The 21,281-nt window shown below is 67.6% G+C and carries 23 protein-coding genes; 12 read left to right on the top strand and 11 right to left on the bottom strand.

Annotated features, from left to right (window positions below):
• Positions 1-72: 72 nt before the first annotated feature.
• Positions 73-666, top strand: a complete 594-nt coding sequence (locus tag ASPU41_RS05430; RefSeq protein WP_069950061.1) for a hypothetical protein — start codon at positions 73-75, stop codon at positions 664-666.
• A gap of 83 nt (positions 667-749) precedes the next feature.
• Positions 750-1,115, top strand: coding sequence for a hypothetical protein (locus tag ASPU41_RS05425; RefSeq protein WP_069950060.1), 366 nt, complete (start codon positions 750-752; stop codon positions 1,113-1,115).
• Between the two features lie 64 nt (positions 1,116-1,179).
• On the opposite strand, the gene ASPU41_RS05420 is transcribed toward ASPU41_RS05425, so the two are convergent.
• The gene (locus tag ASPU41_RS05420; protein ID WP_069950059.1) at positions 1,180-1,722 is read right to left on the bottom strand and encodes a CGNR zinc finger domain-containing protein; all 543 of its coding nucleotides are present in this window, start codon (positions 1,720-1,722) and stop codon (positions 1,180-1,182) included.
• Between the two features lie 177 nt (positions 1,723-1,899).
• Here ASPU41_RS05420 and ASPU41_RS05415 point away from each other — a divergent pair, with 177 nt between their 5' ends.
• The gene (locus ASPU41_RS05415) at positions 1,900-2,862 is read left to right on the top strand and encodes an EamA family transporter (RefSeq protein WP_069952501.1); all 963 of its coding nucleotides are present in this window, start codon (positions 1,900-1,902) and stop codon (positions 2,860-2,862) included.
• A 64-nt stretch (positions 2,863-2,926) separates the two neighbouring features.
• On the opposite strand, the gene ASPU41_RS05410 is transcribed toward ASPU41_RS05415, so the two are convergent.
• On the bottom strand, positions 2,927-3,190 hold the full coding sequence (locus tag ASPU41_RS05410; protein ID WP_069950058.1) for a hypothetical protein: 264 nt from the start codon (positions 3,188-3,190) through the stop codon (positions 2,927-2,929).
• Between the two features lie 221 nt (positions 3,191-3,411).
• Between ASPU41_RS05410 and ASPU41_RS05405 the strand changes: the two genes are divergently transcribed.
• On the top strand, positions 3,412-3,684 hold the full coding sequence (locus ASPU41_RS05405) for a DUF2277 domain-containing protein (protein WP_069950057.1): 273 nt from the start codon (positions 3,412-3,414) through the stop codon (positions 3,682-3,684).
• 27 nt (positions 3,685-3,711) lie between these two features.
• On the opposite strand, the gene ASPU41_RS05400 is transcribed toward ASPU41_RS05405, so the two are convergent.
• From ASPU41_RS05400 to ASPU41_RS05380, 5 genes are all read right to left on the bottom strand, one after another.
• Entirely contained in the window at positions 3,712-6,033 is a 2,322-nt protein-coding gene (locus ASPU41_RS05400) for a heavy metal translocating P-type ATPase (RefSeq protein ID WP_069950056.1), read from the bottom strand.
• Between the two features lie 53 nt (positions 6,034-6,086).
• Positions 6,087-6,317: a heavy-metal-associated domain-containing protein gene (locus ASPU41_RS05395; protein WP_069950055.1), complete on the bottom strand. Its 231-nt coding sequence runs from the start codon at positions 6,315-6,317 to the stop codon at positions 6,087-6,089.
• Positions 6,318-6,384: 67 nt separating this feature from the next.
• On the bottom strand, positions 6,385-6,732 hold the full coding sequence (locus ASPU41_RS05390) for a metal-sensitive transcriptional regulator (RefSeq protein WP_069950054.1): 348 nt from the start codon (positions 6,730-6,732) through the stop codon (positions 6,385-6,387).
• 225 nt (positions 6,733-6,957) lie between these two features.
• A complete protein-coding gene (locus ASPU41_RS05385) occupies positions 6,958-7,515 on the bottom strand; it encodes a DinB family protein (protein WP_231941175.1) in 558 nt (185 codons plus the stop codon).
• A gap of 23 nt (positions 7,516-7,538) precedes the next feature.
• On the bottom strand, positions 7,539-8,051 hold the full coding sequence (locus ASPU41_RS05380) for a universal stress protein (RefSeq protein ID WP_069950053.1): 513 nt from the start codon (positions 8,049-8,051) through the stop codon (positions 7,539-7,541).
• A 165-nt stretch (positions 8,052-8,216) separates the two neighbouring features.
• Here ASPU41_RS05380 and ASPU41_RS05375 point away from each other — a divergent pair, with 165 nt between their 5' ends.
• The 3 genes from ASPU41_RS05375 to ASPU41_RS05365 all read left to right on the top strand — a co-directional run bounded on the left by ASPU41_RS05375 (position 8,217) and on the right by ASPU41_RS05365 (position 9,918).
• Positions 8,217-8,417, top strand: coding sequence for a hypothetical protein (locus tag ASPU41_RS05375; protein WP_069952499.1), 201 nt, complete (start codon positions 8,217-8,219; stop codon positions 8,415-8,417).
• 67 nt (positions 8,418-8,484) lie between these two features.
• Positions 8,485-9,624, top strand: a complete 1,140-nt coding sequence (locus tag ASPU41_RS05370; RefSeq protein WP_069950052.1) for a WD40/YVTN/BNR-like repeat-containing protein — start codon at positions 8,485-8,487, stop codon at positions 9,622-9,624.
• A 6-nt stretch (positions 9,625-9,630) separates the two neighbouring features.
• Positions 9,631-9,918 (top strand): MoaD/ThiS family protein, encoded by a 288-nt coding sequence (locus ASPU41_RS05365; protein ID WP_069950051.1) that lies wholly within the window; start codon positions 9,631-9,633, stop codon positions 9,916-9,918.
• Positions 9,919-10,531: 613 nt separating this feature from the next.
• Here the strand turns inward: ASPU41_RS05365 and ASPU41_RS05360 are convergent.
• The 3 genes from ASPU41_RS05360 to ASPU41_RS05350 form a co-directional block, all read right to left on the bottom strand.
• A complete protein-coding gene (locus ASPU41_RS05360; protein WP_069950050.1) occupies positions 10,532-10,768 on the bottom strand; it encodes a hypothetical protein in 237 nt (78 codons plus the stop codon).
• Between the two features lie 168 nt (positions 10,769-10,936).
• Positions 10,937-12,631, bottom strand: a complete 1,695-nt coding sequence (locus ASPU41_RS05355) for an alpha-amylase family protein (RefSeq protein ID WP_069950049.1) — start codon at positions 12,629-12,631, stop codon at positions 10,937-10,939.
• On the bottom strand, positions 12,628-13,623 hold the full coding sequence (locus tag ASPU41_RS05350) for a TIGR03885 family FMN-dependent LLM class oxidoreductase (protein ID WP_069950048.1): 996 nt from the start codon (positions 13,621-13,623) through the stop codon (positions 12,628-12,630). Before ASPU41_RS05350 ends, ASPU41_RS05355 begins: the two co-directional genes overlap by 4 nt.
• 94 nt (positions 13,624-13,717) lie before the next feature.
• Between ASPU41_RS05350 and ASPU41_RS05345 the strand changes: the two genes are divergently transcribed.
• Positions 13,718-14,794, top strand: a complete 1,077-nt coding sequence (locus tag ASPU41_RS05345; RefSeq protein ID WP_069950047.1) for an ATP-dependent DNA ligase — start codon at positions 13,718-13,720, stop codon at positions 14,792-14,794.
• A 161-nt stretch (positions 14,795-14,955) separates the two neighbouring features.
• Here the strand turns inward: ASPU41_RS05345 and ASPU41_RS05340 are convergent, their stop codons facing one another.
• Positions 14,956-16,275, bottom strand: a complete 1,320-nt coding sequence (locus ASPU41_RS05340; protein ID WP_069950046.1) for an MFS transporter — start codon at positions 16,273-16,275, stop codon at positions 14,956-14,958.
• Between the two features lie 225 nt (positions 16,276-16,500).
• Between ASPU41_RS05340 and ASPU41_RS05335 the strand changes: the two genes are divergently transcribed.
• The 4 genes from ASPU41_RS05335 (at position 16,501) to pcaH (ending at position 21,279) form a co-directional block, all read left to right on the top strand.
• On the top strand, positions 16,501-17,343 hold the full coding sequence (locus ASPU41_RS05335) for an IclR family transcriptional regulator (protein WP_083266374.1): 843 nt from the start codon (positions 16,501-16,503) through the stop codon (positions 17,341-17,343).
• A 163-nt stretch (positions 17,344-17,506) separates the two neighbouring features.
• On the top strand, positions 17,507-18,388 hold the full coding sequence (locus ASPU41_RS05330) for a shikimate dehydrogenase (RefSeq protein ID WP_069950044.1): 882 nt from the start codon (positions 17,507-17,509) through the stop codon (positions 18,386-18,388).
• Positions 18,388-20,343 carry a bifunctional sugar phosphate isomerase/epimerase/4-hydroxyphenylpyruvate dioxygenase family protein gene (locus ASPU41_RS05325; RefSeq protein ID WP_069950043.1) on the top strand — a complete coding sequence of 652 codons (1,956 nt, stop codon included), beginning with the start codon at positions 18,388-18,390 and terminating at the stop codon, positions 20,341-20,343. Before ASPU41_RS05330 ends, ASPU41_RS05325 begins: the two co-directional genes overlap by 1 nt.
• 39 nt (positions 20,344-20,382) lie before the next feature.
• A complete protein-coding gene (gene pcaH, locus ASPU41_RS05320; protein WP_157356941.1) occupies positions 20,383-21,279 on the top strand; it encodes a protocatechuate 3,4-dioxygenase subunit beta in 897 nt (298 codons plus the stop codon).
• The last annotated feature ends 2 nt before the right edge of the window (positions 21,280-21,281 follow it).

Genomic DNA, 21,281 nt, shown 5'->3' with positions numbered 1-21,281 from the left:
CCTGCCGGCCCTGCCGGCCGCCCTGCCCGGGAACCGGCTCACACGGGTGCGGCTTCGCACTAAACTGGACGGGTGACTCTCCCCGCAGCCCCTGACGCCTCCACTGCCCTGCCCGCCGCAGCGGACCTCTGGAAACCCGTGCTGGTCCGGGCCGCCGTCGCTCTGGCATTTGGTGCCTTGACCGTGTTCTGGGCTTCGCCGCCCGCGGAAGGCATGGGCTGGGCCGGCGGCCTCTACCTGCTGGCCACCGGTGTGGTGCTGCTCTGGAGCGTCAACAGGACGGGCCTGCGCGCCGGGTCGCCGTCCGGCAAGATCCTTTCGGCTGCAGGCGCCGTGCTGACCGGAACCGGGGCCGCAGTCGGCCTTATGTCCGGCAATCTCGTTTTCGGTGTGCTGGCAGGCCTTGGCCTTGGCCTTGCCGGCGCCGCAGAACTCCACCTCGGCATCACCAGCCGGGGCCGGTCCGTGCTCGCCCGCGACTGGATGGCCTCCGGCGTCGTCGGGCTGGGGACGGCAGCTTTGCTGCCGTTCTTCATTGACCTCGGCCCGCATGCGCTGCTCGGCGTCGCCGGCGGCGGAGCCATCATCAGCGGAGTGCTCTGGACGCTGGCCGGGCTTACCCTGCGCCACGATGCACGGGCGGATTCCACAGAGGCCGTAAACTAATAGCGACAGGTTCTACCTTGCGTAGAACGATTGCGGTATCAGAACTGCCACGCCTGGCGGCGTCGGCTGCAGGAGGAAGCACCTTGGCACAGCAGAAATCAGGAGAACCGCGCAAGCTGCGGACCTCGGTCAAGGGACCGCTCATGTTCTCCGCGTTCTGGGCTGTGCTGGCCTTTGTGGCCACCCTGGTTTTCGCCTCCGGGGGCAGCGCCAAGGCTCCCCGGTTCGACCTGGCCTTCACTGCCGCAGGCATCGCGTTCATCGTGATCCTGGTCGTCATCGCCATGCTTTCAATGGGCCACAAGCCCAACGACGAACAACTCGGCAAGGGGTCCGGCATCAACCTGAGCTCCCGAAACGCCGGCCACGCCGGCCACGGCGGCCACCCGGCACAGGGCCGGCCGGAAGCGGACGCCCCGGACGCGGGTCCCGGCGACGACCGCCGCTAGGGCCTTCGGCTGCCGTAGTTACGGCGCACGGCCATCCCTGAGGCTTGATGCCCCTATGGCGGGCTCAGGACGCGGCTTTCCGGGCCCGGTACGCCGCCACGTGCGCGCGGTTCGCACAGTTCCCGGTGTCGCAGTAGCGTTTGGAGCGGTTCCGGGTGAGGTCCAGCACCACGGCGTTGCAGTCCTCGGCGGCGCACACCAGCAGGCGGTCCATTTCCTTGCTGCGGATGACATCAACCAGGGCCATCGCCGCCTCTGTGCTCATCCGGTCCGCCAGCGGCGCGTCCGGGGTGGTGGCGTGCAGATGCCAGTCCCAGTCATCGTGCTTGACCAGCTGGGGGAGTGCCTTCGCCTCCCGCAGCAGCCTGTTCACGGTGTCCACTGCGACGGATTCCTCCGCGAGCCAAAGGGCGGCGAGCTCGCCGCGGAGACGGTGCACGCTGGCCAGTTCGGCCGCGTCCCGGGTCCGCGAGCCAGTGAAGCCCTCGGCTTCCAGGAACCGATCCAGGTCCTGCGTCGAGGACAGGTGCTCCTCCCCGTTGGCCGCGGAGTTGACCAGGTTGACGACGGACCGCAGGGCCACCTCTGTGTCAGGGGCAAAGACCATCTTGACTCCTTACGTTGGCGCGGCGTACTGTCATGAGCATAAACCTACTTTACCCCTGACAGGAGGCAGTCTGTGTCTGCCGCACGCCGCTCCGCCGACGCCCCGGCCGTGAACAAATCCGGAGTGTCCGCTCCCGGGACACTTCGTGCCGGCCGGCCCGGACCGGCCTCGGGATTCATGGCTTCGGGCCTGGGCGTTGCCTTGTTTTCATCCGCGGTGTTCGGTCTCTCCGGCTCCTTTGCCAAGGCGCTGCTGGAAACTGGCTGGAGCCCCGGGGCAGCCGTTACCGCCCGCCTTACGGGGGCAGCGCTCATCCTGGCCGTTCCCGCCATACCGGCGCTGCGCGGGCGCTGGCACCAGCTCAGGGACAACTGGCTCACGGTGCTGCTCTTCGGCCTCATCGGCGTTGCCGCCTGCCAGCTGTTCTATTTCAATGCGGTGGCCCGGCTCTCGGTGGGGGTCGCCCTGCTGCTGGAATACCTGGCACCCGTGATCATCGTGCTGTGGCTCTGGGCTGCCAGCAGGAAACGCCCGCGGCCGCTGACGGTCGCCGGAACCCTGCTGTCCCTCGGCGGTCTGGTCCTGGTGCTGGACCTCACCGGAGCCGTCAGGATCGACTTCGTCGGCGTGCTGTGGGGGATCGCAGCGGCCGTCTGCCTGGCCATTTACTTCTTCATCACGGCCAAGGAAAACGACACCCTGCCCCCGATCGTCCTGGCCTCCGGCGGTCTCGTGGTCGGCGCCGTCACCATGTGGCTTGCCGGGGCAACCGGCCTGCTGCCCATGGCGTTCAGCACCACCGACACCCGGCTTGGCCCGTGGGTCACACCCTGGTGGGTGGCGCTGGGTGGACTCGTGGTGCTGGCCACCGTGCTGGCCTACGTCTCCGGCATAGTGGCGGCGCGGGCGCTGGGCTCGAAGGTGGCGTCCTTTGTCTCACTGACCGAGGTGCTGTTCGCCGTCATCTGGGCGTGGCTGCTCCTTGGCGAACTGCCGGGCTCCATCCAGCTCGTCGGCGGGCTGCTGATTGTGGGCGGGGTGGTGCTGGTTCGGCTGGACGAGCTCCGGTCCCCTTCCGGCGCGGGTGCGGGAATGCCGGCAGCGCTGGACCATGCGAACGACGTCGAGCCCGTGCCGTAAGCCGGCTCCGACACGAACGGCCCGGACGCGGGTGCGTCCGGGCCGTTCGGTGGAGGACCTTGGCCTAGCGGGAGGCGTTTTCCTGCTCGGTGGCGTTCCGGCTGGCCTGCTTGCCGGCCTCCTGCAGCGCCTGGGAAACCTTCGCCAGCGCGGCAACGTGCTGGCCGTTCCACTCGCTGCGGAACTTCTCGGCGTCCGGGCCCTTCCAGTCGGTGCCCTCGAGCACCTTGGTCAGCAGCGACTTCTGCTTGTCAATCTCGGACGAACCGGCCTGCAGCTTCGTCCCAAGAGTCTTGAGCTGAGCAATGTCTGCACCCCAAATAGCCATGCGTAAATCTCCTTCAGTAAGTGAAACGGACCCGATCCATGCCGGCGTCCCCCAAAGGCCCCCGGCAGTTCCCGGAAGTCCATTGCCTCGAACCTACCCTGCCTGCCGAAAAAGTGTCGATGGGCACCACTGCCCATCCCGCCTTCACGTTCCTGCCCGCCGGTGGCAACGCCCTCATACGGGCTCTCGTTCCCGGGCCTGAAGGCACCTAACATGGAGATATGTGCCGAAACATCCGGACTCTCCACAATTTTGAACCCCACGCGACCACCGCCGAGGTGGAAGCCGCCGCGCTGCAATACGTGCGCAAGATTAGTGGCAGCACCAAGCCGTCCAAGGCCAACGAAGAGGCCTTCAACCGGGCTGTGCATGAGATTGCCCACGCCACGCAGCACCTGCTCGACTCCCTGGTGACCCACGCGCCGGCAAAGGACCGCGGCGAGGAGGCTGCCAAGGCAAAAGCCCGGTCGGCCGTCCGCTTTGGTGCGGCCTGAGGGAGGGGCGCCCGGGCGGCGGGCGGACTACTTCCCGAAGCTGCGCAGCCGCAGCGAGTTGGCCACGACCAGCACGGAACTGGCGGCCATGGCGGCGCCGGCGATCATCGGGTTGAGCAGCCCCAGGGCCGCCACCGGGATCCCGATGGCGTTGTAGAAGAAGGCCCAGAAGAGGTTCGTCTTGATGGTCGCCAGCGTCCTGCGGGAAAGCTCGATTGCCTGCGCGACCTGGCCCAGCTCATTGCCCATGACCGTCAGGTCGGCGGCCTCGATCGCAACATCAGTGCCGGAGCCCATCGCGATGCCCAGATCCGCCTGGGCCAGTGCCGCGGCGTCATTGACGCCGTCGCCGGCCATGGCGACAGTGGCGCCGGCGGACTGCAGCTTCCGCACCGCTTCGACCTTGCCCTCCGGCAGCACGCCCGCAAACACATCCTGCGGGTCGATGCCGACGGCGGCTGCCACCTGCGCGGCCACGGCCGCGTTGTCCCCGGTCAGGAGGATAGGCCGCAGACCCAGATCGCGGAGCCGCGAGATCGCGGCTGCGGATCCCGGCTTGAGCGTATCCCGCAGGCTAATGATGCCGGCGGGCTCTCCGTCCACAGCGAGCCAGATCGCAGTGGCCCCGGAGCCTTCGGCCGCGTTGAGGACCTCCAGTTGCGCGGCGGTGGCAGCGATGCCGTTCTTCTCCAGCCAGCCGGTCCGGCCTGCCGTCACCAGCCGGCCCTCGACGGTTCCCCGGACTCCGCCACCGGGCGCGGAGCGGAAGCCGACGACGTCGGGAAGGGATGCGGGGTCGCTGTTGCGGCGCTCGGCCGAGAGGGCCGAAGCAGCGATGGCGCGGGCGATCGGGTGTTCGGATGCGGACTCCAGGGCTCCGGCCAGGCGCAGGACCTCGGCAGCGCTGAAGGTTCCGAAGGCGTCCGTGCCGTCGACCGCGAGGTGGCCGGTGGTCACGGTGCCGGTCTTGTCCAGCAGGATAGTGTCCACGGTCCGGGTGTCCTCCAAAACCTGCGGTCCCCTGATCAGGATGCCCAGCTGCGCCCCCCGGCCGGTCCCGGTGAGAAGCCCCACCGGCGTGGCCAGGCCCAGGGCACAAGGGCAGGCGATGACCAACACGGCGACGGCGGCCGTGAACGCTGCACGGAGTTCAACCTCGCTGATCGCCGGCCCGGCAGCGAGCAGCCAGGCGCCAAAGGTCACCGCGGCGACGGCCAGGACCACCGGCACGAACACCGCGCTGATCCGGTCCGCGAGACGCGCGATCGGCGCCTTGCCGGTCTGCGCCTGCGAGACCAGCCGACCCATCTGGGCCAGCGTGGTCTCTGCCCCGACGCGCGTGGCGCGGACCAGCAGGCGGCCGGAGGTGTTGATGGTGGCACCCGTGACCGGGCTGTCCGGGCCGACTTCCACCGGCACCGATTCGCCGGTGACCAGCGAGGCGTCGACCGCGGAGGAGCCGTCGACGACAATGCCGTCAGTCGCAATTTTCTCGCCGGGGCGGACCACGATGAGGTCGCCCACCCCCAGCTGATCGGCGGGGACCTGCAGCTCCCGGCCGTCGCGGAGGACCGTGGCGTCCTTGGCGCCCAGGTTCAGCAGTGCCTTGAGCGCGTCTCCTGCCTTTTGCTTGGCATTGGCCTCCAGATACCGGCCCAGCAGCAGGAAGGTCGTGACGACCGCCGCAACCTCGAAGTAGAGGCCGCCGGTACCCATCTCCATACCGGCGTGCTCGGTCATCCGCGGGTCCACGGCGAGCTGCCACGCCGAGAAAACGTAGGCCGCGGTGACGCCGATGGAGACGAGTGTGTCCATCGTGGAGGCGAGGTGCCGGGCGTTGACGGCGGCGGCCCGGTGGAACGGCCAGGCTGCCCAGGTCACCACGGGCAGGGCCAGGGCTGCCGCTACCCAGCCCCAGTTGGCGAACTGGAAGGCCGGGAACATCGAAATCAGGAACACCGGGACGGTGAGGATGGCCGCGACGATCAGGCGCGGGCGGAGCTTGGCCGCCGGGTGGGTTGCCATGGGGATGCCGCTGCCCGCCGCCGGCCCGCCATGCTCGGCATGCTCCCGCATGCCGGCACCGTCGGCGCGCGTCGACGGCGCACCTCCGCGGATCGTGGCTTTGTAGCCTGCTGACGCCACTGTGCCGGTGATCTGGTCGTCGGTGATGTCCGCCGGGACCGTCACATGGGCTGATTCCAGGGGGAGGTTGACGGTGGCCGTGACGCCGTCGAGCTTTCCGAGCTTGCGTTCCACGCGGCTGACGCAGGAGGCGCAGGTCATTCCCTCGATATCGAGTTCGATAACCCGGGTGCCGGGCTGGTCCAGCAGTTGCTCTCTGTTCACGGTGGTCCTAATCCTGGTGGTCTGCGCTGTGCGGGGTTCCGGGCGGGTGCTGCTCAGGCCCGGTTGGCCACGACCAGGTAGCCGGCTTCGGCAACGGCCTCGCCGATCTCGGAGTCGGACAGCGCGCCGGCGGAGGTGATGGTGACGGTGGAGATCCCGCCGGAGTTGAGGTCGACGTCGACCTTCTCGACCCCGGCCAGCGCCTCCAGCTCTTCGCTGACCGAGGACACGCAGTGCCCGCAGGTCATGCCGGAAACGTTGACTGTGGTGGAAACGGTGCTCATGGCTTGCTCCTTGTGGTTGGGCTGCTGGGGGTCCAACAGCCCGGACGTGTGGTGTGTGGTGTTGCCGCTACCGCAGCAGGCGCCCGATGGCATCGGTGGCCTCCTTGACCTTGAAGTCGATGGCCTCGGCCCGAAGCTCCGCGTCCGGTTCTGAGGCGGCGCCGACGACGCAGTGGCCGATGTGCTCCTCCACCAGTCCGAGGCTGACGGCGTGCAGGGCCTTGGTGACGGCTGCGACCTGGGTCAGGATGTCGATGCAGTATTTGTCCTCATCGACCATCCGGGCGATGCCGCGCACCTGGCCTTCGATCCGTTTGAGCCGCCGCAGGTAGGCCTCCTTGTTGGAGGAATAGCCGTGCTCTGGGTGCAGCTCAGCGTCCGCGGATGCCATGGCGGGGACTTCGGGCTCGTTCATAAGCCAAACCTATACCCCCTAGGGGTATGTGGCAAGTACCCGGTGGGGGTATCTTGCGGCTGACGGCCAGGGGCAGGTCACGAGACAAAAAAGCTCCGGAGTGCGTTATTGGGGGATACGCACTCCGGAGCAGTCTTTGGGTAGGCGGTCGATCGTCCGCCTACGGACTCCAGCTTACGTGGCGGTAGGCGGAGAAAGCCAGCACCCCGAATAACTACTTTCGCTTTACTTTAGGGGATCGCGCCGGTTCCCGTGAGCGGAGCCCAGGGACAACTGGGCGGCATGAAAACCGAAGTGGGCCACCGGATAGGCATAAACGTCCGCCAGGGTCATGGTCTCTTTGAAAAACGGGTCCCAGCGGGTCGGGAAATACATCCGGCGGGCCAGGCCATGAGCGGTCTCCCGCCGCAGCCGCTTTTCCAGCGCCGAAGTCACCCGGCGCAGCTTGGCGGCCATCCGCCGCCGGTTGAAAATCCGGGCGCCACCTTTGGATCCCCAGTAGTTGACGACGTTGAACGGTGCCGTTCCGGCGTTCAACAGCCACGCGAAACCTCGGCTGACCGGAACGGGCAGCCGTCCAAAGATCCGCACCAGGGGCAGCAGGGCCAGGACTACAACGTAGCCGAACACCATGTGGTAGAGCAGCTCCTCGTTGCTCCAGCGGGTGCCCGCACTGCGGCGCAACAGCGCCTCGGGCGGGGCAGCCGCCAGGGTGGCTTCGAGCTCTGCGCAATTGCGCCGGTATTCGGCGACCACGGCCTCGCGGTCAAACGGCACGGTCACAACGGCCCCGGTAAGGATGCAGGTCAGGAACCATGTTTTGTCCGGTGGTGGACTGCCGACCGGACCGGAACGATCAGGATCGGATGGTCTTGATGGTGGCTAAGCCACGCGGCCACCGACCCGTTGAGCGCAGCGGAAATCCTGTGGCCCAAGCCGGGTTCCGGTGTGCCCACGATGATCATGGCGGCGCCGACGTCGGCCGCCAGCCTGCCCAGCGCCCGTGCCGGGTCCCCCGCCAGCGTCCGCAGGGTCCAGTGGATGCCAAGGGCGTCGCAGGCTGAGCCGATGCTGTTCCGCAGCTCCTGGGTTACGGCCCGGATCTCGGCGTTGTCGGTGTCCGGGTGCAGCGACAGCCGGTGCGCGGACCGCGCCGGATCCCATTCCACAAGATAGCTGGCCTCATCCACGTGGGCGCAGATCAGCGGGGCGGCGAGTTGCGAGGCCAGCGCGGCGGCGGTCTGCAGCACTTCGGGGCTCTGCCCCGGGAGCACGCCGACGACAAGGGGCGGCGGACCACTCGTGCGTTCGGCGGACATACTCAATTGTGGCCCCCGCTCCACGGCCAGAACAGGGACTTACTCCCCGGTCCTTCCGCGGACCGCCGATCTGCTCCCGGCGCTGTAGGCCGCCAGAGCCATGCGGCCCTTGAACACCTCCGGTGCCGGGCCTAACGTTGAGGAACTGAGGAAAGGGTGACCGCCGTGGAAATCTTCATGTGGTGGCTGGATCTGGATCTGGCGAGCAAGGAGTGGCTGCGGGAAAACCTGCGGGCCGCCGAGTTGCCGCTACCCGTGCTGCAGGGCATTGCCGAGGCCGGCGGCCCGCACCCGGATGCCGTTTCCGGGGTGCTGACCGACGCCGACTGGGACTTCATCGAGACGCAGTCCGAATTCGTGGATTGACCGGCTCGGGCCTCCGAGCGGCGAAAAACCGTTGCGGCCACCCTGCATGAGTGGTTCGATAAGGGTCATGGCTACCGCAGAGAGTTATGTCCTGGCGATCGGCACCAAAAAAGGCCTCTGGCTGGCTACCAGCCCGGACCGCAAGGACTGGTCCGTGACCGGTCCGCATTTTCTGATGAGCGAAGTTCCCAGCGTCGGCATCGACACCCGTGACGGCCGGACCCGGATCCTGGTTGGTGTGCGTTCCGAGCACTGGGGTCCCACTGTCTTCCACTCCGATGACCTGGGCGAAACGTGGAACGAGCCCGAACAGGGCGCCATCCGCTTCCCCGAGGGTACGGAGGCGGCGTTGGAACGCGTCTGGCAGATCCACCCCGACGCCGAGTCCCGCCCCGGCGTCGTCTGGGCCGGCTGCGAGCCGATCTCGGTCTGGAAATCCACCGACGGCGGCGAACATTTCGAACTCAACCGCGGGCTTTGGGACCACCCGCACCGCGGCGAATGGGGCGCCGGGTACGGTGGCGCGGCGGCGCACTCAATCGTCATCGACCCCAGCGGGGAGAAGGTGCACGTCGCCATGAGCACCGGCGGGGTCTACCGCTCGCTCGACGGCGGCAGCTCCTGGGAACCGCGGAACAAGGGAATATCGGCCTACTTCATGCCCGACCCCAACCCGGAGTTCGGCCAGTGCGTGCACAAGATTGCGGCCGATGCGGCCGTCGACGGCCGGCTCTACGCGCAGAACCACCACGGTGTCTACCGCAGTGACGACGACGCGGACAACTGGGAATCAATCGCGGAAGGCCTGCCGGCGGACTTCGGCTTCGTGATGCTCACGCATCCCCGCCGGGCCGGCACCGCCTGGGTGATCCCGCTCAAAGCGGACGGCGAAAGGATCCCGCCGGAGGGAAAACTCGCCGTCCACCGGACCGACGACGCCGGTGCGAGCTGGAAGCGACTGGACGACGGACTGCCCGGGGCGGAATACAACTCCGTGCTTCGGGATGCCGCCTGCGTAGACTCCGCGGAACCGGCCGGCGTGTACTTCGGCACCCGAGGCGGCAGTGTCTATGCCAGCGCCGACGAGGGTGAACACTTCGCCGAGGTGGCCTCGCATCTGCCGGACGTGCTGTGCGTGCGGGCCGCTTCCGTCTCCCAGGCTTTTATCCCCGCTTCCGGCCTGCCCGGCGCCGCTGTGAACGCCTGAGGCCCCGTGGCCGGAATCAGTGTGGTGTTGCCCAGTGTCCTCCAGCCGCTGGCCGGGGGGCAGCCTTTGCTGACTGCGCCCGCCGACTCGGCGGTGACGGTGGAGGGTGTGCTGGACCTGGTGACCGGGGACTACCCGGCCCTGTCGAGGCGGTTGCGGGATGAGACCGGGGCGGTCCGGCGCTACGTGAATATATACGTCAACGGGAATGAGATCCGCCGTTTGCAGGGCCTCGCCACCGAGGTGTCCCCGGGCCAGGAGGTCCTGATCATCCAGTCCGTAGCCGGTGGCTAGGCTCTGCAAGAACGACGCTGCTCATTGCAGAGCGACTGAACTCGCTGGCGATCATCGAGAAGGTCACCGGCCGGCCGGCCGGCATGGCTCGACCTGTCGAAGGCGGGCTCATTCGGAGGCAGCTCCTACTCGGCTGATGCCGCCGACTACTGCGTGACCCGCTGCGGCATCGGGCTCGGCCGCTCGGATCGATCCTCGGTGAGGGCATTCCCGCCAAGTAGATCGAGCTCCCCAAATCGCGCCATAATCAGCGGCCGGCAGCGCCCGTTCAAGATCGTTAACAATTTCGTTTCCGATCCGCCGTCGGTCTCGGGCGGTCGTGACGGATCGCGTCGTTATCCTAGCAATGATGCGATAGGAAGGTACTCCGGTGGCCGCTAGCCTGAGCCTGAAGGACGTGAACCTGCACTTCGGCGGCGTCAAGGTGCTGCAGGAAGTGAGCTTCCGACGACAGACGGCGCGATCGAGTGGCTGCATTCGCTGTCGCGGTCGGATCCAGGCTGAGCCAGGTCCACACGGGTCCGGACCTGACCGCGGGCAGTCCTTACTGACTACGCCCGCGGTGTCGGCCGAACGCCCGGTGGGGACGGCGGAGGAAGTTGCCCCCGCAGCCTCAGGCGACCCGCCAGAGGCTGCATTCATCGGTGTTGATGGCCTTCCGGGTGCCGGACTGCCGGTCCATGATCCAGACGACGCCGATTCCGGGGGCGGTCTCCTGGACGGCGCCGCGGCGGATCACGACGTCGTCGTAGTTCGGGCCGACCTTCAGACGCGCCTCGATCTCGTCGCCGCGGTGCAGCTGCTCCAGGGCGCGGATGCGCGTTACATGGGCTTTGGCTTCCTTCAACATGGCGGGGCCTCCTGGACTGGAGAGTGGTGCCTGCTCTTGCCGGCACTTCCAGTGTCCGGCGCGCATGTTGCGGCTGCGTTTCGTCCCGGTAAGACGTGGGTAAGCGTTCGGCGCCGGGGCCGTTACCGGCACCGCCGTCCTGCTACCGCCGGTCCGGCCCGGGGAGCCTCACGGGATGTGGCGTTCTCCCGGGCGCTGGATCCGGAACCACCGGTAGCCATAGCGGCCCAGCTCGAGTTCGAAACCGCCGTCGTCCGCCAGCTCGATGTCCTGGCCGTCCAGCAGGTCCCGCAGGTAGGCGCCCTCGAATCCCGGTTCCGGGTCTCCGGCGGAGGCCACATTCGCGGCCACCGAGGCTGGTTCCGCGCCGAAGTTGTGGGCCAGGACGACGGTGGAGCCGCCCCAGGAGCACCGGTGCAGCAGCACCTTCGCGGCGGGGTGTTTGATGAGCTCGAAGTCGCCCCATCCCAGTTCGGGGCTTTCCCGGTAGCGCTGGATCAGGGTGGCCATGAAGTTCCACAGCGACTCCGGATCCCGCTTCGCCGCCGCGGCGTTGACGTTCTTTGGCCCGAAGTAGCCCTCCACCACCTGGGCCACGAGGTCCTTCGCCGGGGCGGTCGAGAATCCGCCGTTCTCGGTGTCGTTCCATTGCATGGGGGACCGCACGGCCGAGCGGCCTTCCGCCGACAGGTCCTCGCCCATGCCGATCTCCTCGCCGTAGAAGAGCACCGGGGTTCCGGGCAGCGCGAACATCAGCGAGTAGACCATGCGGATCCGGGCGGGGTCACCGTTGAGCATGGTGGGCAGCCGGCGGCGCAGGCCGCGGCCGTACATCTGCATGTCCTCGTCCGGTCCGAACGCGGCAAAGACCTCCCCGCGCTCGGCGTCGCTGAGTTTGTCCAGGGTCAGCTCATCATGGTTGCGGACAAACATGGCCCACTGGTTGTCCGGGTGGGTCGCCGGGCGGGAGCTGAGCGATCTGGCCAGCGGCCGGGCATCCTCCCGGGCCAGGGACAGGTACAGGTTCTGCATGGACAGGAAGTCGAACTGCATATTCAGCTCGTTTCCTGCCGTGCCGCCAAAGTACTTCAGCTGATCCTTGTAGGGGACATTGACCTCGCCCAGCAGCAGCCCGCTGCCGTTGCGGCGGTTGAGGAAGCCGCGGAGCGCGCTGAGATAGTCGTGCGGGTCGACCTGTGCCGAGCCTTCCTTGGACGTTCCCTGCAGCTCGAGGAAGAACGGCACCGCGTCCAGCCGGAATCCGTCCAGTCCCAGCTGCAGCCAGAACCCCATGGACTTGGCGATCTCGTCCCGCACCTTCGGGTTCGCCACATTCAGGTCCGGCTGGTGCTTGGCGAACATGTGCAGGTACCACTCACCGGTGGCCTTGTCCCGGGTCCAGATGGACGTCTCCTCGCCCGGAAACACGACCTGCTCGGAAGTGTCCGGGGGTGTGTCCTTGCGCCAGACGTAGTAATCGCGAAACGGGTTGTCCACCGATTTCCGGGACTCCACGAACCAGGGGTGCTTGTCCGAGGTGTGGTTGAGGACGAAGTCCGCGATCACCCGCATCCCCCGGTCCTTCGCGGTCCGGATGAACTCCACCACGTCGCCCAGGTTGCCCAGCCGCCGGTCCACGCCGTACAGATCCGTCACGTCGTAGCCGTCGTCCTTGTCCGGGCTGGGGTAGAACGGCATCAGCCAGATGCACGTCACGCCCAGGGCCGCAAGGTAGTCCACGCGCTGGATCAGGCCGCCGAAATCCCCGGTGCCGTCGCCGTCGCCGTCGAAGAACGTCTCCGGATCCAGGCAATAGATGACGGCGTTCTTCCACCAGAGATCCGAGGTTTCGGCGATTCTCACAGCAGCACCTCCCGGTCCTGCCGCGGGCCGCCGGAGGCGCGAAGCTGCGGGAGCACGTGCTCCGCGAAGGCATCGATGAACGGAGTCTGCTCCTGCCCGACGAAATGCAGGTACAGCTCGTCGAAGCCGAGATCGACATATTCCGCGAGCCACTGCGCATGCTGTCCGGTGTCCGCGGAGATGTTCACGACGTTCCGGACCTGTTCCTCGCCGACGTCGGCGCTGACGCCGTCGAAGTGGGCCGCCGTCGGAAGATCCCAGGGGATGGGCGGGGCAAAGACGTTGCTGCGCCACTGGTCCATCGCCACCGCGACGGCTTCCTGCTCCGACGGCGCCCAGGCCAGATGGACCTGCAGGACGGCGGGGCCGCGGCCGCCGGCGTCGCGGTAGGCGGCGAGCATTTCCTTCAGCTTCGCGTGCGGCTGGTTGACCGTGACCAGCCCGTCCGCCCAGGCCGCACCGCGCCGCGCTGTCTCCACGCTGATGGCTGGAGCGATCAGCGGCGGCTTGATCTCCGGCACATCCCAGATCCTGGCCTGCTGGACCGTGACCAGCCCGTCCCGGGTCACTTCCTTGCCGTCGTGGAGTTCGCGGATGACCTGCACCGCTTCCTCGAGGCGCTGCTGCCGCGTCGCCTTGTCCGGCCAGACCTCCCCGGTGATGTGCTCGTTCATGTACTCGCCGCTGCCCGGCGCCAGCCAGAACCGGCCGGGAAACATGTCCGCCAGCGTGGCCGACGCGTGCGCGATGATGGCAGGGTGGTAGCGCTGGCCCGGCGCTGTCACAACGCCCAGGCGCAGCTTGGTGGTTGCCAGGGCGGCCCCCAGCCAGGACCAGGCGAAGCCGGAATGGCCCTGCCGGGCGGACCAGGGTTCGATGTGGTCCGAGCACATGGCGGCGTCGAAGCCCGCCTGCTCCGCCAGCTGCACGTCCTTGAGGAGCCGGCCGGGACTGATCTGTTCATGCGATGCGTGGAAACCGAGGGTAGCCATCGTTCATGTCTACCGTCGGCCCGGCCGCTTGTCGAGGAAAGATCTGCCCGGATCCCTCTGGCGGACGGCCGAATGCGGGACCAGAATGGGGCCTATGCGACTGCCGCTGATGCCCCCGATCGCGCCCATGCTGGCGAAGTCCGTAAGTGCCCTGCCTGACGGCCCGCTGATGTTCGAACCGAAGTGGGACGGGTTCCGGTCCATCATCTTCCGCGACGGCGAGGACGTGGAGATCGGCAGCCGGAACGGAAAGCCCCTCACCCGCTACTTCCCCGAACTCGTCGAGGCGCTGAAGGCCAACCTGCCGCCGCGCTGCGTGCTCGACGGTGAAATCATCATGATCGGTGCCTCCGGCGACCGGCTCGATTTTGACACCCTGCAGCAACGGATCCATCCCGCGGCAAGCCGGGTTCGGCTGCTGGCCGAACAGACGCCGGCGAGATTTGTCGCGTTCGACCTGCTGGCCCTCGACGACGAGGACCTCACCGCGCGCCCCTTCGCCGAACGGCGCGCGGCGCTGGAACGCGTGCTGGCCGGGAGTGCGGCGCCGATCCACCTCACCGCCGCGACCCGGGACAAGGGAACCGCCGAGGAGTGGTTCCACCAGTTCGAGGGGGCCGGCCTCGATGGGGTCGTGGCCAAACCGCTGGACGGGCAGTACCTGCCGGACAAGCGCACCATGTTCAAGATCAAGCACGAACGCACCGCAGACTGCGTCCTCGCCGGGTACCGCGTCCACACCTCCGGGCCGGACCGGATCGGCTCGCTGCTGCTGGGGCTCTACGGCGACGACGGCGGACTCGCCAATGTCGGTGTGGTCGGGGCCTTCCCGATGCAACGCCGGAAGGAACTCTTCGAGGAACTCCAGCCGCTCGTGACCGGCTTCGACGAGCACCCCTGGGCCTGGGACCGGCAGGAGGACGGGACCCGGACGCCGCGCAATGCCGAAGGCAGCCGGTGGAGCGGAGGCAAGGACCTCTCCTTCACCCCGCTCCGCCCGGAGCGGGTGGTGGAAGTGAAATACGACCACATGGAAGGCGAACGGTTCCGCCACACGGCGCAGTTCGTCCGCTGGCGCCCGGACCGGGACCCGCGGTCCTGCACCTACGAACAGCTTGAGGAACCGGTCAGGTTCGATCTGGCAGAGGTGCTGGGCGCCCGCCAGGACTGACCCTGGGCTCCCGCCCGGTCCCGGGGGCGGCTGCCCGGCGTTCCCGCCGGGTTGCTGTTCCGCGGCCGTCCCCGGACACGGAAAAGCCCGGCGTGTCCTGTGAACACGCCGGGCTTCCGGTGTTGCGGCCCGAAGCAACCGGGCGGGAACGCTGCGGCCGGTTACTTGAGGCCGAGCTCCTTGGTGGGAATCTTGAAGGATTCCTTCGCGGTCAGTGCCGAGACGGCCGAGATGACGCAGATGACGGCAGTGAAGATGCTGATCTGGACCCAGCCGCCGGGCCTGATGCCGCCCATGGCCGCGACGATCGCCGGGGCGAAGCCCGCCATCAGGAAGCCGAGCTGGGTGCCGATGGCCAGGCCGGAGAAGCGGACCTTGGTGCTGAACATTTCCGCGTAGAACGCGGGCCAGACGGCGTTGGACGCCGCGTAGCCAAAGGAGAAGAAACCGATCGCGGCCAGGAACATCAGCGGGACGCTGCCGGACTCAAGGCTGAGCAGGAACAGCGGAGTCAGGACCGCGCTGGCCAGCGCGCCGTAGATAAAGACCGGCTTGCGGCCGATCCGGTCCGCGAGCTTGCCGAAGAGCGGCTGGGTGCCGAGGGCAACCACGTTGGCGCCGACGACGAGCCAGAGGGTGGTCGTGCCGTCCACGCCGGCGACGTTCTTGGCGTAGCTGATGGCCAGGGTGCCGAAGACGGTTGAGACGGCGGCGATGAAGGCGCAGGCGACGACGCGGAGGACATCGCGCCAGTGGTCCTTGAGCAGGTCCGCGACGGGCAGCTTGGAGATCTGGGCGGTCTTCTGGGCTTCCTCGAAGGCCGGCGGCTCGTGCAGGGTGCGGCGGATGAAGAACGCAACAATCACCACGACGGCGCTCAGCCAGAACGGGATGCGCCAGCCGATGCCGTACTTGATCTCATCCGGCAGGGCCAGGACGGGGATGAAGACGAGGGCTGCGAGGATCTGGCCGCCCTGGGTTCCGGTCAGCGTCCAGGACGTGAAGAAGGCGCGGCGGTTGTCCGGGGCGTGCTCCAGGGTCATGGAGGAGGCGCCGGCCTGCTCGCCGGCCGCGGAGAGGCCCTGGCACAGACGCGCCAGCACCAGCAGGGCCGGGGCCCACCAGCCGATGGTGTTGAAGTCGGGCAGGCAGCCGATCACGAAAGTGGAGGCGCCCATCAGCAGGAGGGTGAACATCAGGACCTTGCGGCGGCCCACCCGGTCACCGAAGTGGCCCAGGATGACCGCGCCGACCGGCCGGGCGACATAGGCGAAGCCGAAGGTCGCGAAGGACATGATCGCCGCGTTGGCGCCGGCGTCCGGGAAGAAGACGGTGGGGAAGATCAGCGCGGCGGCGGATCCAAAGATAAAGAAGTCGTAATACTCGACGGCGCTGCCCAGGAAGCTGGCGAGGGCTGCCTTCTTCGGCGTCCCGGCCGGCACGTCAGTGCCCGGCGTCGTGGACGGGAGTGTCTGGCTCATGGTGTTCCTTTGTGTGACGACATTGTCGCGGATGGATCAGGAAGGTCTCGGCCGCCGCTGGCTTAAAGTGTGCGGCACCAGGAGGTTCGTGGAAAGACCCGGACGAGTAGCCACATGGTGGGAGCTACTTGTGCGATGTAGCAATCATGGCTGTGAGGGCAGTCACTTGTCAACCAAAATAATCACCATCTAGAAATAGCTCTCACGATGTGAGAGCATTGAACCATGAGTGTGAATCAAGACACAGAATCGGCTGAGGCCGCCTCCACCCCTCCGGCTCCCGCCGGCAAGGGCACTAAAGCCGCCAGGGACGACTCCCGGACGGATATGGTCGGCAAGGCCCTGGGCCTGCTGGTCCTGCTGGGGGACGAGCCGCGGGGGGCGAGTGCCGCGGAGCTGTCCCGCCGCGCGGAGCTGCCCTTCAGTACGACCTACCGCCTGCTGGGGTCTCTGACCCGCGACGGCTTCGTGGACTATGAGCCGGACGGGCGCCGCTACCACCTGGGCCTGCGCATTTTCCAGCTCGGACAGCGCGTGTCCAACCATCACGGATTCGCCGGCACCGCCCTGCCCATCCTGCGGCGCGTCACGGAGCAGACGGGCGAGGCGACCATCCTGTCCGTGCGCGACGGAAACCACCACCTCACCGTCAACAAGGTGGACGGCCCGCAGACTTTCCGCGTCACGAGCGACCCGGGCCATCTGGGCGCACTGCACACCACCTCGGTCGGCAAGGTGCTCGTGGCCTTCGCCGATGACGCCACCCGCAGCCAGCTCGTTGAGGAGCTCGAACTGGAGCCGCTGACAGAATTTTCGATCACGGACCGGGAGGCCTTCCGGGCCGAGATCGGGCTCGTCCGCCAGCGCGGCTATGCCGTGATGGACGAGGAAAACGAACTGGGCATGCGGGCGGTGGCCGTCCCGGTGTTCAACGCCCAGGGCCACGCCTTCGCCTCGCTGGCCACGGCGGTTCCGGTCTTCCGGATGAGCGTAGAGGCCCTCGTGGCCCTGGTTCCGCTGCTCCAGTCGGCGGCGGCGGAGCTGTCGGCCCGACTGCCCCAGGGATGAGTCCGCGAGCCTGTCCGGCACCGTCCCGTAATTATTTGTTCGTTCCTAGAACAAACGTGCAACATGTGAACAAATGCGCTAATGTAATCCCCATCACCCGGCCCGCGGCCTGCGCCCAGAGCGTCTCCGCCCGCCGAGTGCCGTTGTCAAAGGAGCTATACGGATGAGCAATCGAGCAGAGTCCTTCCTCGTGGGCCTGATAGGCGATGGCGTCATGCCGTCCCTCACGCCCCCCATGCATGAACGCGAAGGCGATGTGCAGGGCCTCCGGTACCTCTACCGCCCCATCGATCTCACCGAGCTGGGACTTCCCGGCCAGAGCGTCGGCGAACTCCTGACCGGCGCCTACCGCCTGGGGTTCAACGGGCTGAACATCACCCACCCCTGCAAGCAGCTGGTCCTGGAACACCTGGACGAGGTCACCCAGGACGCCCGGCGCCTCGGTGCGGTCAACACCGTGACCATTCGGGACGGCCGCTTCATCGGCCACAACACCGACTTCTCCGGGTTCGCCGCCGCCCTCGCCACCGGCCTGCCGGGAGCCAAGCTGAACCGCGTGGTGCAGCTCGGCGCCGGCGGCGCCGGGTCCGCCGTCGCCTACGCCCTGCTCACCGCCGGCGTCCAGGAGCTCGACCTTGTGGACACCGATCCCGTCCGCTGCGCGGCACGCGCCGCCGAACTCGCAGGCTTCTTCCCGGACCAGCTGGTCAGCGCGCGGACGACGGCGGAACTGCCGCAACTGATGCCGCTGGCCGATGGCCTGGTGCACTGCACCCCGGTGGGCATGGCCGCCCACCCCGGGACGCCGCTGGACATGTCCCTCGTGGCACCCCGGCACTGGGTCGCGGACATTGTGTACCGCCCGATCGAGACCGAGCTGGTCCGGCAAGCCCGGGCCAAGGGCTGCGACGTGCTCGACGGTGGCCGGATGGCGGTCGGGCAGGCAGCCGATGCCTTCCGGATCTTCACCGGTCTCGAGGCCGACGCGGACCGGATGCGGGCCCACTTCCTGGAGCTCGTCGCAGCCGAAGAGGTGGCCGTCTGATGCGCACCGGAATCGCCACGGTCTGCCTCTCCGGCACACTGCGGGAGAAGATGCAGGCCTGCGCCATTGCCGGCTTCGACGGGATCGAAATCTTCGAACAAGACCTTGTCACCTCGCCGCTGAGCCCGGAGGACGTCCGGAAGATGGCCGCCGACCTCGGCCTGACGCTGGATCTGTACCAGCCGTTCCGCGACTTCGACAGTGTGCCCGACGAGCTGCTTGCCGCCAACCTGCGCCGGGCGGAGGCGAAGTTCCGGCTGATGTCCCGCCTCGGCATGGACACCATCCTGGTCTGCTCCAACGTGGCCACCGCCAGCATTGATGACGACGGACTCCGGGCGGAACAGCTCGCCGCCCTCGCTGCCCTTGCCCAGGACCACGGCGTCAAGGTGGCCTACGAGGCCCTGGCCTGGGGAAAGTACGTCAACGACTACGAGCACGCCCACCGCCTGGTGGAGACGGTGGGCCACCCCAACCTGGGCACCTGCCTCGATTCGTTCCACATCCTCTCCCGTGACTGGGACACGGCCCCGATCGAGTCCTTCAACCCGGAGAAGATCTTCTTCGTCCAGGTGGCCGATGCGCCCAAGTTGTCCTTGGACGTGCTGTCCTGGAGCCGGCACTTCCGGGTGTTCCCGGGGGAGGGGCAGTTCGAACTCGCCAAGTTCCTCGGCCACGTGGTCCGGGCAGGGTACACCGGGCCGGTTTCCCTGGAAGTCTTCAACGACGTCTTCCGCCAGTCCGACGTCGAACGCACCGCGGTGGACGCGATGCGGTCGCTGATCTGGCTCGAGGAGCAGACCGCGAAGTGGCTGGACGCGAATCCCTCCGGCGGACAAGGTTCCGGTGCCCCGGCAACGGGCCGCCGCCGGTACCCGATGGAACTGGCCACGCTCCCGCAGGTGGCCGAACCGGGCGGATTCAACTTCGCCGAGGTCAGGGCCGCGGACAGCGCCGGACTGGAAACCCTGCTGGGACAGCTCGGTTTCGCGTTCAACGGGCGCCACCGGACCAAGAATGTGCAATTGTGGACCATGGGCAACGCCCGCGTGATCATCAACGAGGACTCGTCCCAGGAATCCCGCGACGACGGGGCCGCCGTCGCGCCGGCAATTTCCGCCCTGGGCTTCGACGTTGATTCCCCCGTGATTGCCGCGGCCCGGGCCCAGCAGCTCAAGGCCCCCGCCGTGCCGCGCAAGAGCCAGGCCGACGAGGAAATTTTCCAGGGCTTCGCCGCCCCGGACTCCACTGAGATTTTCCTCTGCCAGGGCAGCCCCGACGGCACCGCCGTGTGGACCCGCGAATTCGGCGAGGGACTGGAAGCCCCCGCCGCCGCCCGGAACGGGGAACAGGGTGCCGTGATCGACCACGTCAACCTTGCCCAGCCCTGGCAGCACTTCGACGAGGCCGTGCTCTTCTATACCAGCGCCCTGGCCCTGGAACCTCAGCCGTATGCGGAAGTCGCGAGCCCCACCGGGCTGGTCCGGTCCCAGGTGATGCTCACCCGTGACCGCGGAGTGCGCCTGGTGCTGAACCTGGCGCCGCTGATCCAGCGCGAAGGCGCCGACTCGGCCGCAGGAACTACGGCCGGCACCGGCCAGCGGCCCACCTACCAGGAACACATCGCCTTTGCGGTGGTTGACCTCGTGGCGACGGCCCGGGCCGCCAAGGCGCGCGGCCTTGATTTCCTCCGGATCCCGGAGAACTACTACGAGGATCTCGATGCACGGTTCGGCCTGGACCCGGCCTTCCTGGCCACTCTCCGGGACCTCAACCTGCTCTACGACCGCGACGCCGAGGGCGAGTTCCTGCACTTCTACACCGCCACCGTCGGCAGCGTCTTCTTCGAAATGGTGGAGCGCCGCGGTTCCTACGACGGCTACGGGGCGCCCAACGCCCCGGTACGGCACGCCGTCCAATACGACCACCTGCACCAGCTGAACCTCACCCCCTGACCCGTCAAAAACACCAACACCCAACGAAAGGAGGCTGCTGTGCCTGAAGAAATCAACCTTGAGATCTACAACGCGGATCCGCTCACGGAGGACGTGTCCGACGAAGCCACGGAGGCCGCACCGAAGACGTACGCGCCCCTCGACGCGGCCGCGGAATCGCAGGCGGACCTCAGCGCCGAAATGAAGGCGCTCGGCGATGCCTACGCCCAGGCGCTCCAGAACGGTGCCCCGGCGGAGACCCAGCCGCGGCTGGACTATGCCCCGTACCGCAGCAGCGTCCTGCGCCACCCCACAAAGGACCTGCACCACGCGGACCCGGAGACCATCGAGCTGTACTCTCCCGCATTCGGGCACATGGACGTGCACGCGCTGGAAGCAGACCTCACCATCGCGCACAACGGTGAACCGCTGGGCGAACGCATCCTCGTCTCCGGCCGTGTGCTCGACGGCGACGGCCGCCCCGTCGCGGGCCAGCTCGTGGAGATCTGGCAGGCGAATTCCGCCGGCCGCTACATCCACAAGCGGGACCAGCACCCGGCACCGCTGGATCCCAACTTCACCGGCGTCGGCCGCTGCATCACGGGCGCCGACGGCTCCTACAGCTTCACCACCATCAAACCCGGCGCCTACCCGTGGAAGAACCACCTCAACGCCTGGCGTCCGGCCCACATACACTTCTCCCTGTTCGGCCAGGAATTCACCCAGCGGATCGTCACGCAGATGTACTTCCCCGGCGACCAGCTCTTCCCGCTGGACCCGATCTACCAGTCGATCGTGGACCAGGACGCCCGAGACCGGCTCGTGGCCACCTACAACCACGAGCAGACCAAGCCGGAATGGGCCCTCGCGTACAACTGGGACATCGTCCTGACCGGGTCGAAGCGGACCTGGACCGAGAACGAGGCATTAGGCGCAGAAGGAGACGAGAATGAATAGGG

Origin of the sequence: Arthrobacter sp. U41, assembly GCF_001750145.1 — a bacterium.
Classification (GTDB): Bacteria; Actinomycetota; Actinomycetes; order Actinomycetales; family Micrococcaceae; genus Arthrobacter.
Note: the sequence above shows the minus strand (reverse complement) of the source record. Positions and strands in the feature narration are given on the sequence as shown.